Raw genomic sequence first — 14,284 nt, 5'->3', positions numbered from 1 at the left:
ATCCACCGCCGCCTAATTTCTGTCGGACGACAGAAATTGGAGGTGGAACGCCGTGTCGACAGGGACGCCTCACGGAGCCCGGGACCACGCCCGCGCGCAGGAGGGGACGCGGGTGGACGCCATGCCCGTGCTGCCCGCCGCGCACTGGCCGGAGCGGCCGCCGCCCGGTGTCGAGCCGCGGGACCTGGTCTGGGCGGAGACCGTGGCGGGGGGCGCGTACACGCACAAGGTGCTGGCCCGCGGCACCGAACTGCGGCTCACCGACCTGGCGGGCGACGCCTGCGCCCACCTGCTGCTGTATGTCGCCGACCGCCCCTGGGAGCGGCTCAGCACCGCCGACACGGTGAAGGTGCTGTGGAACGCCTACCTCGGCGCGGGCCACCTGCTCCTGTCCGACCAGGGCCGGGTGCTCGCCTCGGTCGTGGCCGACAGCGGCGGCCGGCACGACGCGCTCTGCGGCACCTCGACCGCCGTCCGCAACACCGCCCTGTACGGGGACGGTTCGGCGCACGGCCCCTCGCCCGCGGGCCGCGAGCTGCTGAAGCTGGCCGCGCTGAAGAACGGCCTTGAGCCGCGCGACCTGCCGCCGTCGGTCTCCTTCTTCCAGGGCGTCCGTGTCGTCGCCGACGGCAAGCTGGAGTTCACCGGCTCCGCGGGCCCCGGGGCGTCCGTCACCCTGCGCGCCGAGCAGCCGCTGACCGTGCTGATCGCGAACGTGCCGCACCCGCTGGACCCGCGGCCGGAGTACGTCTGCACACCACTGGAGGTGCTGGCCTGGCGCGCCGCGCCGACCGCGCCCGGGGACCCGTTGTGGGACGCCACTCCCGAAGGCCGCCGCGCCTTCCTCAACACCGCCGACCACCTCGCCGCCAGGGGGCTGCAGTGACCAGCGAGACCACCGTCGTCCCCGCCCGCGCGCCCTGGTCCGCGGTCGTCCGCGCCGGGGAGCACCTGACCGTCACCGACCTCGGCGGCAACCAGGCCGTGGACTTCCTGGTGTACGACGCCCACGACACGGCCGTCCGCTACAGCGCGCCGGACACCCTCCAGGCCCAGGGCGGCATCTTCCTGACCACCGGCAGCGTGCTGCTCTCCAACGAGCACACCCCGCTGATGACCGTCGTGGAGGACACCTGCGGCCGCCACGACACCATCGGCGGCGCCTGCTCCAAGGAGTCCAACACCCTGCGCTACGGCCACCACACCTGGTCGCAGCACGCCTGCGTGGAGAACTTCCTCGCCGAGGGCGCCAGGTACGGCCTCGGCAAGCGGGACCTGGTGGGCAACGTCAACTGGTACATGAACGTGCCCGTCGAGCCCGACGGCACCCTCGGCATCGTCGACGGCATCTCCGCCCCCGGGCTCCGGATCGTGCTGCGGGCCGAGACCGACGTCCTCGTCCTGGTCTCCAACTGCCCGCAGATCAACAACCCCTGCAACGGCTTCGACCCGACCCCGGTCGAGATGACGATCTCCGGCGGCCGCGCATGACCCACGCCGTGACCCACGCCGCCTTCGACACCCTCCTCGTCGCCAACCGCGGCGAGATCGCCGTCCGTGTCATCCGCACCGCCCGGCGCCTGGGCCTGCGCACGGTCGCCGTCTTCTCCGACCCCGACCGCTCCGCCCCGCACGTGCGCCTCGCCGACCACGCCGTACGGCTCGGCCCGGCCCCGGCCAAGGACAGCTACCTGGACGCCGACGCCGTCCTGGCCGCCGCCCGCGCCACCGGGGCGGGGGCGGTCCACCCCGGCTACGGGTTCCTCTCCGAGGACGCGGACTTCGCGCGCCGCTGCGAGGCCGCCGGCCTGGTCTTCGTCGGGCCGACGCCGGAGCAGCTGGCGCTCTTCGGCACCAAGCACACCGCGCGCGGCGCCGCCGAGGCCGCCGGGGTGCCCCTGCTGCCGGGCACCGGGCTGCTGGCGGACCTCGACGCCGCCCTGGAGGCGGCGCGGGCGCTCGGCTACCCGGTGATGCTCAAGGCCACCGGCGGAGGCGGCGGCATCGGCATGCGGGCCTGCCGCTCCGCCACCGAGCTGACCGAGGCCTGGGAGAGCGTGCGGCGCGTGGCCGCGGCCTCCTTCTCCTCCGCGGGCGTGTTCCTGGAACGCCTGGTGGAGCGGGCCCGCCACGTCGAGGTGCAGGTCTTCGGCGACGGGCGGGGCCGGGTCGTCGACTTCGGCGACCGCGACTGCTCCCTGCAGCGCCGCAACCAGAAGGTCCTGGAGGAGGCCCCCGCCCCCGGTCTGCCGGACGCCGTGCGCCGCCGCCTCGCCGGCAGCGCCCGCGACCTGTGCGCCTCTGTCGGCTACCGCTCGGCGGGGACGGTGGAGTACGTGTACGACGCCGCCCGCGACGAGGCGTACTTCCTGGAGGTCAACACGCGCCTGCAGGTGGAGCACCCGGTGACGGAGGAGGTGTACGGCGTCGACCTCGTCGCGTGGATGCTGCGCCTCGCGCAGGGCGACACCGGCGTGGTCACGGAGCCGGGCCCGCCGCGCGGCCACGCCGTGGAGGCCCGCGTCTACGCCGAGGACCCCAGCCGCGGGCACCGCCCCGGCGCGGGCGTGCTGACCGAGGTCGCGTTCCCCGAGGGCGTCCGCGTGGACGCCTGGGTCGAGACCGGGACCGAGGTGACCACCGCGTACGACCCGATGCTCGCCAAGGTCATCGCCCACGGCACCGACCGCGAGGACGCCCTCGACCGGCTCGCCCGCGCGCTCACCGCGACCCGGGTGGGCGGCATCGAGACCAACCTCGGCCTGCTGCGCGCCGCCGTCGCCGAGCCCGCGCTGCGCGCGGCCGCGCACACCACGGCGACCCTGGAGGGCGTCGCCGACCCGACGCCACGCGTCGAGGTGCTGCGGCCGGGCACGCTGACCACCGTCCAGGACTGGCCCGGCCGCACCGGGCTCTGGCACGTCGGCGTGCCGCCCTGCGGGCCCATGGACGACCTGTCCTTCCGGCTCGGCAACGAGGCGCTGGGCAACGACGAGGGCGCCCCCGGCCTGGAGTGCACCCTGCTCGGCCCGCGGCTGCGCTTCACGCACGCCACGACCGTCTGCGTCACCGGCGCGCCCGTCGCCGTGACCGTGGACGGCCGGCCGGTGCCGCAGTGGGAGCCGGTCACCGTACCGGCCGGCGGCGAGCTGGACGTACCGGCTCCGCAGGGCCCGGGGCTGCGGACGTACGTGCTGTTCGGCGACGGCGGGCTCGACGTCCCCGCGTACCTGGGCAGCGCGGCCACCTTCACCCTGGGGCGGTTCGGCGGCCACGGCGGCCGGGCGCTGCGCTCCGGGGACGTGCTCCACGGAGGCGGGGCCTGCGGCGGTACCCCGGTGCCCGTGGACCGGCGACCGGACTTCACCACCGCGTGGCACGTCGCCGCCGTCGAAGGACCGCACGCAGCGCCCGAGTTCTTCACCGAGGACGACGTCCGCGACTTCTACGCGGCGCAGTGGAAGGTGCACTTCAACTCCGCGCGGACCGGCGTCCGCCTGGTCGGGCCGAAGCCGCGCTGGGCCCGCGCCGACGGCGGTGAGGCGGGGCTGCATCCATCCAACATCCACGACACCCCGTACGCGGTCGGCGCCGTCGACTACACCGGCGACATGCCCGTGCTGCTCGGCCCGGACGGGCCCTCGCTGGGCGGCTTCGTGTGCCCGGCGACCGTCGTCACCGGGCAGCGCTGGAAGCTGGGGCAGCTCCGTCCCGGTGACACCGTGCGGTTCGTGCCGGTCACCGAGGACACGGCGGCCGCCCTGCGGCGCTCCCCCGCCGTCGCGCCGCGCGCCTCCCGGCCCGTGCTCGGCGACGGCGGCGTCCTCGGGCGCCTTCCGGAGGGCGAGGGCCGCCCGTCGGTGACGTACCGGCGCAGCGGCGACGACAACCTGCTCGTCGAGTACGGGCCGATGCAGCTCGACCTCGCCCTGCGGATGCGCGTCCACGCCCTCGCGGAGCACCTGGCCGCCGCCGGACCGCCGGGAGTCGTCGACCTCACGCCGGGCATCCGCTCGCTGCAGGTGCACGTCGACCCGGACGTGCTGTCCACGGCCAAGCTGCTGGACTGCGTGCGCGAGGCGGAGGGGCACCTGCCGCCCGCCGAACGGCTGGTGGTGCCCAGCCGCACCGTCCACCTGCCGCTGTCCTGGGACGACCCCGCCACGCGCGAGGCCGTCGCCCGCTACATGGCGGGGGTGCGGGACGACGCGCCCTGGTGCCCCTGGAACATCGAGTTCATCCGCCGGGTCAACGGGCTGGAGTCGGTGGAGGACGTCCGGCGCACCGTCTTCGACGCGGAGTACCTGGTGCTGGGGCTCGGCGACGTCTACCTGGGCGCGCCCGTCGCGACCCCGCTCGACCCACGGCACCGGCTGGTGACCACGAAGTACAACCCGGCGCGGACCTGGACCGCCGAGAACTCCGTCGGCATCGGCGGCGCCTACCTGTGCGTGTACGGCATGGAGGGGCCCGGCGGCTACCAGTTCGTGGGCCGCACCGTCCAGGTCTGGGGGCGGGGCGCGACGGCCGGGCGGCGGCCGTGGCTGCTGCGGTTCTTCGACCGGATCAGGTGGTTCCCGGTCGAGGCCGGCGAACTGCTGGAGATGCGCGCCGACATGGCCGCAGGGCGCCTGGAACTCCGGGTCGAGGAGGGCGAGTTCGCCCTCGCCGGGCACCAGGCCTTCCTCGACGCCAACGCCGCGTCCATCGGCGCCTTCCGGGCCCGGCAGGCGGCCGCGTTCGCCGCCGAGCGGGACGCGTGGGAGGCGGCCGGGGAGTTCGCCCGTGCGGAGGCGGCCGCGTCCCCGGTGGCGGGCGCGGGCACGGCGGGCGTCACGGTGCCCGAGGGCGGCAGCACGGTCGAGGCGGAGTTCCCGGCGTCGGTGTGGCAGGTCGCGGTCCGTCCGGGTGACCGGGTACGGGCCGGGCAGCGGCTGCTGGCACTGGAGGCGATGAAGATGGAGTCCCCGGTCGAGGCCCCCGTGGACGGCGTCGTGGACGCGGTCCTGGTCACCCCGGGGGACCAGGTCGACGCCGGCACGGTGCTGCTCACGCTGCGCCCCGTGTAGCCCGCCCCTGCTGCGCCTGCTCCGGTGCCCGGCGCCCGGGCGTCCCGCCTTTCCCACCGGTCGCGGCCGGTCCCCCGCGACCGGGGCGCCCGCCCGGGCCGGCCGGACACCACCCCGCCGCCATCCGCCACACCCGCACACCCGCCGCACCCACCTCACCCCGGGCGCCACACCCACGCCCGGATCGGCGCCGGTGCCGTGATCGCGGCGCCGTCCCGGGTAGGGGGGTGGCCGGGCGGGAAGACACCCGTGAAGGAGAACCCGACATGCCCTCTCCGACCCCCTCCGGCACCCCCGCCCTCGACCGGGTCCGGGCCGCGTACGCGCGCATCGCCGAAGTGGACCGCCCCGAGGTGTGGATCACGCTGCGGCCGCAGGCCGAGGTGGAGGCGGAGGCCGCCGCCCTGGACGCCGCGGACCCGCTGCCGCTGGCCGGGACGGTGGTCGCCGTCAAGGGGAACATCGACGTCGCGGGGCTGCCCACGACCGCCGGCTGCCCCTCGTACGCGTACCGGCCGGACGCCGACGCACCCGCCGTGGCGAGGCTGCGCGCCGCCGGCGCGGTGGTGCTGGGGACGACCAACCTGGACCAGTTCGCGACGGGCCTGGTCGGCACCAGGAGCCCGTACGGGGCGGTGCGCAACGCGTACGACCCGGCGCGGGTCAGCGGCGGCTCGAGTGCGGGCTCGGCGGTCGCCGTGGCGCTCGGGATCGTGGACGTCGCCCTCGGCACGGACACGGCAGGTTCGGGGCGGGTGCCCGCCGCGTTCAACGGGATCGTGGGGATCAAGCCGACCCGGGGGCTGGTGCCGACGGAGGGCGTGGTGCCCGCCTGCGCGAGCCTGGACTGCGTCACGGTGTTCGCCCGCACGCTCCCGGAGGCGCAGCGGGCGCTGGGTGTCGTCGCCGACGTGCCGCAGGCGCCGCCGCCCGCCCGCCGTCCGGGGCCGTGGCGCGTGGCGGTGCCGCCCCTGGAGCAGCTCGGGGAGCTCGACCCGGGGTGGGCGGAGGCCTTTTCGTGGACGGCCGGACGCCTGGCCGCCGCGGGCGTGGAGGTGCGCCCGGTGGACCTCACACCGTTCTCCGCCGCGGCGGCGCTGCTCTACGAGGGCGCCTTCGTGGCGGAGCGCTACACCGCCGTGGGTGGCTTCATCGACGAACACACCGGGAGCCCGGACCTGGACCCGACCGTCGCGCGCATCATCACCGCCGCCCGCGACATCCCCGCGCACCGCCTCCTCGCCGACCGTGAGCGGCTGGCCGCGCTCACGGACCGCGCCATGGCCGCACTCGGCGACGCCGACGCGCTGCTGCTGCCGACGGCCCCCGGGCACCCCACGCTCGCCGAGGTCGCCGCCGACCCGGTCGGGACCAACGCCCGCCTGGGCCGGTTCACCAACTCCGCCAACCTGCTGGACATGTGCGGGGTCGCGGTCCCCGCCGGCGAGGTCGGCGGCCTGCCCTTCGGGGTGATGCTGCTGGGCCGCGCCCGCACCGAGGAGCGCCAGAGCGCCATCGCGGGCCTGCTGCGCCCCACCGTCCCCTTCTCGGTCGTCGGCGCGCACCTGTCGGGCCAGCCGCTCAACGGCGAACTGCGGTCCCTGGGCGCCCGGTTGCTGCGTACGACCACGACCGCCGCCGAGTACCGGCTGTACGCCCTGGCGACCACGCCGCCCAAGCCGGGCCTGGTGCGCGTGCCACCGGACGAGGGCGCGACCGTGGAGTGCGAGGTGTGGGAACTCCCCGCCGAGGGCCTCGGCCGGCTCCTGGCAGCGCTCCCCCACCCGATGGCCCTCGGCCCGGTCCGTCTCGTGGACGGCACCATCGTCCCGGGCTTCCTGTGCGAGCCGGCCGCCGTCACGGGCGCCGCCGACATCACCGCGTACGGCGGCTGGCGGGCGTACCTCTCGGCATAGGGGGACGCCGACCCGGCCGGGCGCGCCGCGCGGGGGCGGCGCGCCGCGGTCGTCAGCCCACCGAGGAGTACGCCACGACGCCGCGCAGGAGTCCGTCGACGGCCTTGCGGGCGTTGCGCCGCACCGGGCTGCCCTCGGGGGCGGCGTCGGCGATCTGGCCGAGGACGTCGATGAGCTGCTTCGTCCAGCGCACGAAGTCGCCCGCCGGCATGTCGGCGTCGCGCAGCACCGCGTCCAGGCCGTGCCCGGAGGCCCAGCGGTGGGCGGCCCAGGCGAAGCCGAGGTCGGGTTCGCGCTGCCCGACGCCCTCGGCCTGGTTGATGCGGTGGTCCTCCTCCAGGGCGTCGAGGCGGCCCCAGATGCGGACCATCTCGCCGAGTGCCTGCTTGGCGCTGCCGGAGGGCAGCCGCGGCGGCAGGGCGTCGTCCGCGGAGCGGGACTCGTAGACCAGCGCCGAGGCGCAGGCAGCGAGGTCGGCGGGGCCGAGGCCGTCCCAGACCCCGTCACGGAGGCACTCGCTGGCCAGGAGGTCGAGCTCACCGTAGAGCCGGGCCAGCCGGCGGCCGTCGGCGGTGACCTTCTCGGCCTCGAGGTAGCCGAGGTCGGTGAGCAGGGCGCAGATCCGGTCGAAGGTGCGGGCGATGGTGTTGGTCCGGCCTTCGATGCGGCGCTCGAGCTGCTTGGTGTCGCGCTGGAGCCGCTGGTAGCGCTCGGCCCAGCGGGCGTGGTCCTCGCGCTCGTCGCAGCCGTGGCAGGGGTGCGCGCGGATCTCGGTCCGCAGCCGGGCGATCTCGTTGTCGTCCGCGGCGGCCGAGCGCTGGCGGCGCTGCCGCTGCGGCGCTATGCCGGCCGTACCGGCCTTGGAGCGCATGGCGGAGGCCAGGTCGCGCCGGGACTGGGGGCTGCGCGGGTTGAAGGACTTGGGGATGCGCATCCGGTCCAGCGCCTCGACCGGCACCGGGAAGTCGATCTGCGCGAGCCGCTTGACCTGCCGTTCCGCGGTGAGCACCAGCGGGCGGGGGCCGTCGTGCTGGAACTGGTCGTGCCGGTTGTGGTGGCCGGGGCTGCGGCCGGCGGGCACGCCCGGGTCGAGGACCAGGGCCAGCCCCGCGAACTTCCCTGCCGGGACGTGGATGATGTCGCCCGGGCGGAGCTTCTCCAGCGCGTCCGCCACGGCCACCCGGCGCTGGTTCGCGCCCTGCCGGGACAGCTCGGCCTCGCGGTCCTTCAGCTGCCGGCGCAGCGACATGTACTCGTCGAAGTCACCGAGGTGGCAGGTCATGGAGGACCGGTAGCCCTCCAGGCCCTCCTCGTTGCGCTGCACCTGGCGGGAGATGCCGACCACCGAGCGGTCGGCCTGGAACTGCGCGAACGAGGTCTCCAGCAGCTCACGGGAGCGGTGCCGCCCGAACTGGCCGACGAGGTTGACGGCCATGTTGTACGAGGGCTTGAAGGAGGAGCGCAGCGGATAGGTGCGCGTGCCGGCCAGACCCGCCAGGTGGACGGGGTCGAAGGCGCGCTGCCACAGCACGACCGCGTGGCCCTCGACGTCGATGCCACGGCGTCCGGCACGGCCGGTGAGCTGCGTGTACTCGCCGGGGGTGACGTCGGCGTGGGTCTCGCCGTTCCACTTGACGAGCTTCTCCAGGACCACGGAGCGGGCGGGCATGTTGATGCCCAGCGCCAGCGTCTCGGTGGCGAAGACGGCCTTGACCAGGCCCTTCACGAAGAGCTCCTCGACGACCTCCTTGAAGGTCGGCAGCATGCCGGCGTGGTGCGCGGCGATGCCCCGCTCCAGGCCCTCCAGCCACTCGAAGTAGCCGAGGACGTTCAGGTCCTCGTCGGGGATGGACTTGGTGCGCTCCTCGACGATGGCCCGGACCTTCGCCCGGTTCTCCTCGTTGTTGAGCCGCAGGCCCGCGTGGAGGCACTGCTGCACCGCCGACTCGCAGCCGGCGCGGCTGAAGATGAACGTGATCGCGGGCAGCAGCCCCTCCGCGTCCAGCCGCTCGATGACCTCGACCCGGCTGGGCGTCCAGATCCTGCGCTGCTGGCGCCGCTCGCGCTCGCGGTCGGCCTCGCGCATCCTGCCGCCGCGCCGGTCGCGGCCGTTGAAGGCGCGCTGGTTCTCCGTGCGGGCCAGCCGCACCAGGTCGGGGTTGACGGCGGCGCGCTGCCCGCCCGTGCCGGTGCCCTGCTCCTCCTCGAACAGGTCGTACATCCGGCGGCCCGCCAGGACGTGCTGCCACAGCGGCACCGGGCGGTGCTCGGAGACGATGACCTGCGTGTCACCGCGGACGGTGTCCAGCCAGTCGCCGAACTCCTCGGCGTTGGAGACGGTCGCGGAGAGCGACACCAGGGTCACGGACTGCGGGAGGTGGATGATGACCTCCTCCCAGACCGCGCCGCGGAAGCGGTCGGAGAGGTAGTGCACCTCGTCCATGACCACGTAGCCGAGGCCGTCGAGGGCCTGGGAGCCCGCGTACAGCATGTTGCGGAGCACCTCGGTGGTCATGACCACGATCGGCGCGTCCCCGTTGACGCTGTTGTCGCCGGTCAGCAGGCCGACCCGCTCGGCGCCGTAGCGCTTGACGAGGTCGGTGAACTTCTGGTTCGACAGCGCCTTGATGGGGGTGGTGTAGAAGCACTTGCGGCCCTCGCGGAGGGCCAGGTGGACCGCGAACTCGCCCACGATGGTCTTTCCGGAGCCGGTGGGTGCCGCCACCAGCACGCCCTTGCCGGCCTCGAGGGCCTGACAGGCCTCGATCTGGAAGGGGTCCAGGCCGAACTCGTACAGCTCGCGGAAGCCCGCGAGTGCGGTGGCCTGCTCGGCGGCGCGGAGCCGGGAAGCGGCGTACCGCTCGGCGGGAGACATCTCGTCGTTCATCTTGAAAACGAGACTACCGGGCCGCACTGACAGCCGACATGATCTTTTTGCCGAAGCAAAACCCGAGGCGCGGAGGCCGGGCGTGTCGCGCCCGCCCCACCCCCGCGCCTCGCGCCCGGGAAACTCAGATGGTGGTGAGGTACTGCTCCACCAGCGGGACCTTGAAGGCGTCCTTCACCCCGGCCAGGCCGCCGGGCACGCCCTGGTCCGGCTTGACGATGTAGCTCTGGGTGGCGCTGGGCCGCCACGGGTCGGAGAAGTCCAGGGCCGGGCCCAGCCCGGGGTCGAACCCCTTCTGCCGGCGGTGCGCCGCGATGATGCCCTCCCTGCTGAGGTCCTCCGCCTCGCAGGCCGACTTCAGGTCCTGGACGGCGACGGCCATCGTGTTGTGCCCGGTCTCCAGTCCCTGGTCCAGCGGGTCCCCCGGGTAGCGGCGCTTGTAGTCCGCGACGAGCTTCCTGACCTCGGGGGTGTCGCTGGTCATCGCCGGGGTGGGGGCGACGAGCTGCAGCATCTTCAGCAGCGCCGGCGCGGCGGGGGTCTTCAGCAGCTGCGGGTCGTAGCCGACGGCGCTGCCGAGGAACGGCACGTCGAGCCCGCCCGCGGCGGCGGCGCCGACCGCCGCGGCGGTCTGCGCGGGGCTGGTGCTGATCAGGACGGCCTTCACGCCGGCCTCGCCGAGCTCGCGCACCTCCTCGGACAGGTCCTTGCGCGTCGGCCCGACCTTCTTCTCGACGAGGGTCATGCCGCGCTTGTCGGCGACGAACCTGGCCCCGCGCCGCGCGTTGCTCCCATAGTCGCCCTCGAGGTAGATGTAGCCGACCCGGTCGCCCGGCCCGAGGCCCTGGGTGTCCGCCAGGTACTCGAAGCCGTTGATCATGTCGACGTCGTAGGTGGCGTTGATGGTCGTCAGGGTGGGCTGGCCGAGCAGGGCCGAGGAGTAGCCCAGCGACGTCGTCATGACGTCGTCGACCTCGATGCTGTCGAGCAGGGCATTGATGATCGTCGAGCCCAGGAGGCCCGGCATCGCGGCGATCTTCGGCTCCATCTCGCCGTAGTGGACGACGGCGGTGTCGACGTCGTAGCCGTGGTCGCGGACGAGCAGCTTGAGCTTGCGGCCGCACACGCCGCCCTTGGCGTTGACCTGGTCGACGTAGAGCTTCTCCGCCTGCAGCACCGAGCGGCCCAGCGGGCCGTACGGGCCGGACAGGTCGGTGAGGACGCCCAGGGTGATGGTGGAATCGGTGATGCCGGGCCCCGTCTTCACACCGTTCGCGTCGACCGGACCGTCGTCCGCGGTGCCCTTGTCCCCGCCGCAGGCCGTGAGGACGCAGGTGAGGGCGGCGGTGAGGACGACGGTGGACCTGAGGCGCTGTTTCCGGGTCACGGTGTGCTTGCTCCTGGAGGGGTGGGCCGCGGGGGGCCGTCGCGTGCGCGGCCGGGGGCCGGCGTCCGGGGCCGGTGATGCGGGAGCTCCATGGGAAGAGATGGCGGGCGCTTCGGCGAGGGGCGGGGGCGTTTCTGGTCGCGGTTCCCAACGGCGGCGGGGCCCCGCTGTGCAGCGGCACCGCCCGAGCCGTCCCGTACGACCGCGTGTTCGGTGATGTGTGGGTTCTGTCCGGATGTCGGTCACGTTTGCGTCACCTGTCTTCCGGGGCCGGACTACCAGCCGGTAGGAATGCCGTGCGGATGCCCGCCCACCCGGGCTCCGCGCCCGCAGAGCCGAGAGGAAGATCGGATGGCCACGCCCGCCACGACGCGTCCGATGTGCACCGCGGGCATCGCGGGCGCCCCCGGGCGGGAACACCGCGAGATGCTGAGAGCCGCCGCGCTGCAGGTGCGCGCGCAGGTCGGGCCGGTGGCGGCGGACATCGTCGAGCGGATCCGGGACCGGCACCCCGCCTACCGGGAGCCGGCGCTGGCACCGTCCGGGCTGCTGGCGGAGACCGAGGGTTCGGTCGCCGCCGTCCTGGACTCGCTCGCCGACCCGGGGCGCTCCGCGGTGTCCGCCGCGTACCTGTCGTGGGTGGGGGAACGCCGGGCGTGGCAGGGGTTCCCCCTGGAGCCGATGATGGGCGCCTGCCGTACGGCCGGTGACGCGCTGTGGCTGGCGCTGGTCCGGGCCGGGGAGGGCCGGGGGCCCGAGGGGACGCAGCTGATCGCCCGCGCCGCCGCGGAGGTCTGGGACCTGTTCGAGCGGGACAGCCGCCTGATGGCCGACGCCTATCTGCGGGCCCGCGGCGAGGTGACGTTCCACCGGCAGCGCGGCCGCAGGGCGCTGGAGGGGCTCCTCGCCGGCCGGGTGGACGCCCCGGGCCTCGCCGAGGCCGCGGACGCCCTCGGCCTGCCCGAGCGCGGCCGCTTCACGGTCGCCGTCGTGCGCGGCACGACGGGGGCCTCGCTGCCCGTACGGCGGCGGACCGGGGTGCCCGCCGGGGTGCGGGTGCACCGGGCGTTCCCGGTCGGCGGCGAGGTGCTCCTGGCCGAACTGGGCGACCTGACGCTCGGCGACTTCGCGGCCGCGCTGGAGGTGCCCACCGGGACGCGGGCGGGCCTGAGCCCGGAGGTGGACCGGCTGGGCGCCGTCGGGCACGCCAGGGAGCTCGCCGAACTCGCGCTGCGCACCTGCACCCGGGACGGCGAGGTGGCCGTCCTCGACCGCCGCTACCCGGCCGGGCTGCTCGCCCGCCGCCCGGACGTCGCGAGCGAGGTCGCCGCCGGCGTCCTGGGCGGGCTGCGGGACGTGGAGGCCACGGAGGCCACCGTGCTCCTGGAGACCCTGGGGGCATGGCTGGACACCGACGGTTCAGTCGAGAAGGCCGCGACCGCCCTGTTCTGCCACGCCAACACCGTGCGCAGGCGGCTGCGGCGACTGGAGGAGCTCACCGGACGCTCCGTGTCGCGGCCGCGCGACGTGGTGCACCTGGCGCTCGCCCTGGACGCCGAGCGGATCTCCGCGGCGCACGGCCCGGGAGCGCCCCGGTGACGGCGCGTCCGCAGCCGCAGGACGAGGCGGTTCGGGAGCTGCTGCGGACGGCAGCGCTGCGGATGAAGGAGCGGACCGGCGAGCTGTCGGAGCGGGTCATGGCCCGGCTGCACACCGAGGTCCCCGGCTTCGTGGACCACGCCGACGACCCCGACTGCTCCCTCGACGGCTTCGCGACGATGATCACCATGCACCTGGACCGGCTCGTCGACCCGGAGCGCGACGCGGCCGCGGCCCGGCACATGCGGGAGGCCGGCCGCCGCCAGGCCGAGCGGGGCATGCCGCTGGAGCTGCTGGCGCACGTCTTCGGGGTGGGCGGCGCGGTCGTGTGGCAGGACCTCGTCGACACCGTCGCCGCGCACCATCCCGGCGACATCCCGCTCATGGTGCACATCGCCCCGCGGATGTGGGGGTTCCGCCGGCGCACGACCGCGATCCTGGCCGACGCCTACCGCGAGACGCCGGGCGACGGCGGGGCCGGCGGCAGCAGGCGGGCCGCCCGCGTGCTGGGCGCCCTGCTCGAAGGACGCACCGAGAGCCTCGGCGTGGGCGCCGCCGCCCAGGCCCTGGGCGTACCGGGCGACGGCCGTTTCGTGGTCGCGGTGACCAGCGTGCGGGCCTCGGCCTCCGGCACTCCCGGCGACGACGCCTTCCCGGTGGGCGCCGGCAGCCGGGTGCTGCGGGCGCCCCGCGGCACGGGCGAGGTCCTGGTCGTCCTGCTCGGCGACCGGTCCCCCGAGGCGCTCGCCGCGCTCCTGGGTGCCGTCCCCGGGCTGCGGGCGGGGGTCAGCCCGGTCGTCCGCGGCCTGGCCCAACTGCACCGGGCCTTGACGCTCGCCGAACTGGCGCTGCCCACGTGCGCCTCCGACGGCGAGGTGGCGCTGTGGGAGGAGCGGATGCCGACGGTCGTGGCCGCCTCGGACCGGCGGCTCGCCGGCGAACTGGCCGAGCGTGTCCTCGGCCCGCTGCGGGAGCTCGCCGACGAGGAACGCGAGTCCCTGCTGGGCACCTTCGCCACGTGGATGGAGTGCGACGGCTCCCCCCGGGCCGCCGCCGAGCGCATGGACTGCCACCGCAACACGGTCCTCAACCGCCTGCGCCGCCTGGAACTCCTCACCGGCCGCCGCCTCACCCACCCCCGCGAACTCGTCGACCTCACCCTGGCCGTCGACACCCTCCGCTCCACCCCCGCCGCCTGAGCCCCCACGACCCCCTCGCCCACGGCTCCCCCGGACGTCCGGCGCTTCTGCCGCCAGGGAGGTGGCGGATGCCGTGGACACGTCCGGGGACGGCCACCACACGGTCGCCGACGTACGTGAGGTGACGGGGCGCCGGCCCGTGCGGCTGCGGGCCGTGGTCCCCCGCCGCCGAGTGGGCGCCGGGGCAGGGGACGCGGTGAGGGACTCCGGCCGGCGCGGCCGGTGGC

The 14,284-nt window shown here is 75.2% G+C and carries 8 protein-coding genes; 6 read left to right on the top strand and 2 right to left on the bottom strand.

Annotated elements, in window-relative coordinates; genetic code table 11:
• Positions 1-121 precede the first annotated feature (121 nt).
• The 4 genes from ACFV3E_RS09285 (at position 122) to ACFV3E_RS09270 (ending at position 6,985) form a co-directional block, all read left to right on the top strand.
• On the top strand, positions 122-886 hold the full coding sequence (locus ACFV3E_RS09285; RefSeq protein WP_500534263.1) for an urea amidolyase associated protein UAAP1: 765 nt from the start codon (positions 122-124) through the stop codon (positions 884-886).
• Positions 883-1,491, top strand: coding sequence for an urea amidolyase associated protein UAAP2 (locus tag ACFV3E_RS09280; protein WP_500534136.1), 609 nt, complete (start codon positions 883-885; stop codon positions 1,489-1,491). The genes ACFV3E_RS09285 and ACFV3E_RS09280 overlap by 4 nt, the downstream gene beginning before the upstream one ends.
• Positions 1,488-5,069, top strand: coding sequence for an urea carboxylase (gene uca / locus ACFV3E_RS09275; RefSeq protein ID WP_500534135.1), 3,582 nt, complete (start codon positions 1,488-1,490; stop codon positions 5,067-5,069). Before ACFV3E_RS09280 ends, uca begins: the two co-directional genes overlap by 4 nt.
• 266 nt (positions 5,070-5,335) lie before the next feature.
• On the top strand, positions 5,336-6,985 hold the full coding sequence (locus ACFV3E_RS09270) for an allophanate hydrolase (RefSeq protein WP_500534134.1): 1,650 nt from the start codon (positions 5,336-5,338) through the stop codon (positions 6,983-6,985).
• Between the two features lie 52 nt (positions 6,986-7,037).
• Here ACFV3E_RS09270 and ACFV3E_RS09265 read toward each other — a convergent pair whose 3' ends face one another.
• Entirely contained in the window at positions 7,038-9,872 is a 2,835-nt protein-coding gene (locus ACFV3E_RS09265; RefSeq protein WP_500534133.1) for a DEAD/DEAH box helicase, read from the bottom strand.
• A 124-nt stretch (positions 9,873-9,996) separates the two neighbouring features.
• Positions 9,997-11,259: an ABC transporter substrate-binding protein gene (locus tag ACFV3E_RS09260; protein WP_500534132.1), complete on the bottom strand. Its 1,263-nt coding sequence runs from the start codon at positions 11,257-11,259 to the stop codon at positions 9,997-9,999.
• Positions 11,260-11,610: 351 nt separating this feature from the next.
• Between ACFV3E_RS09260 and ACFV3E_RS09255 the strand changes: the two genes are divergently transcribed.
• Positions 11,611-12,858 carry a PucR family transcriptional regulator gene (locus ACFV3E_RS09255; RefSeq protein WP_500534131.1) on the top strand — a complete coding sequence of 416 codons (1,248 nt, stop codon included), beginning with the start codon at positions 11,611-11,613 and terminating at the stop codon, positions 12,856-12,858.
• Positions 12,855-14,057, top strand: coding sequence for a PucR family transcriptional regulator (locus tag ACFV3E_RS09250; protein WP_500534130.1), 1,203 nt, complete (start codon positions 12,855-12,857; stop codon positions 14,055-14,057). Before ACFV3E_RS09255 ends, ACFV3E_RS09250 begins: the two co-directional genes overlap by 4 nt.
• The last annotated feature ends 227 nt before the right edge of the window (positions 14,058-14,284 follow it).

The organism is Streptomyces sp. NPDC059718 (genome assembly GCF_042733315.1).
Taxonomy (GTDB): Bacteria; Actinomycetota; Actinomycetes; order Streptomycetales; family Streptomycetaceae; genus Actinacidiphila.
Note: the sequence above shows the minus strand (reverse complement) of the source record. Positions and strands in the feature narration are given on the sequence as shown.

What these genes read in the sequence shown, in the direction of transcription:
- ACFV3E_RS09255 (WP_500534131.1), top strand. Translation starts at nt 11,611, where the DNA reads ATGGCCACGCCCGCCACGACGCGTCCGATGTGCACCGCGGGCATCGCG.
- ACFV3E_RS09270 (WP_500534134.1), top strand. Translation starts at nt 5,336, where the DNA reads ATGCCCTCTCCGACCCCCTCCGGCACCCCCGCCCTCGACCGGGTCCGG.
- uca (WP_500534135.1), top strand. Translation starts at nt 1,488, where the DNA reads ATGACCCACGCCGTGACCCACGCCGCCTTCGACACCCTCCTCGTCGCC.
- ACFV3E_RS09265 (WP_500534133.1), bottom strand. Translation starts at nt 9,872, where the DNA reads ATGAACGACGAGATGTCTCCCGCCGAGCGGTACGCCGCTTCCCGGCTC.
- ACFV3E_RS09285 (WP_500534263.1), top strand. Translation starts at nt 122, where the DNA reads ATGCCCGTGCTGCCCGCCGCGCACTGGCCGGAGCGGCCGCCGCCCGGT.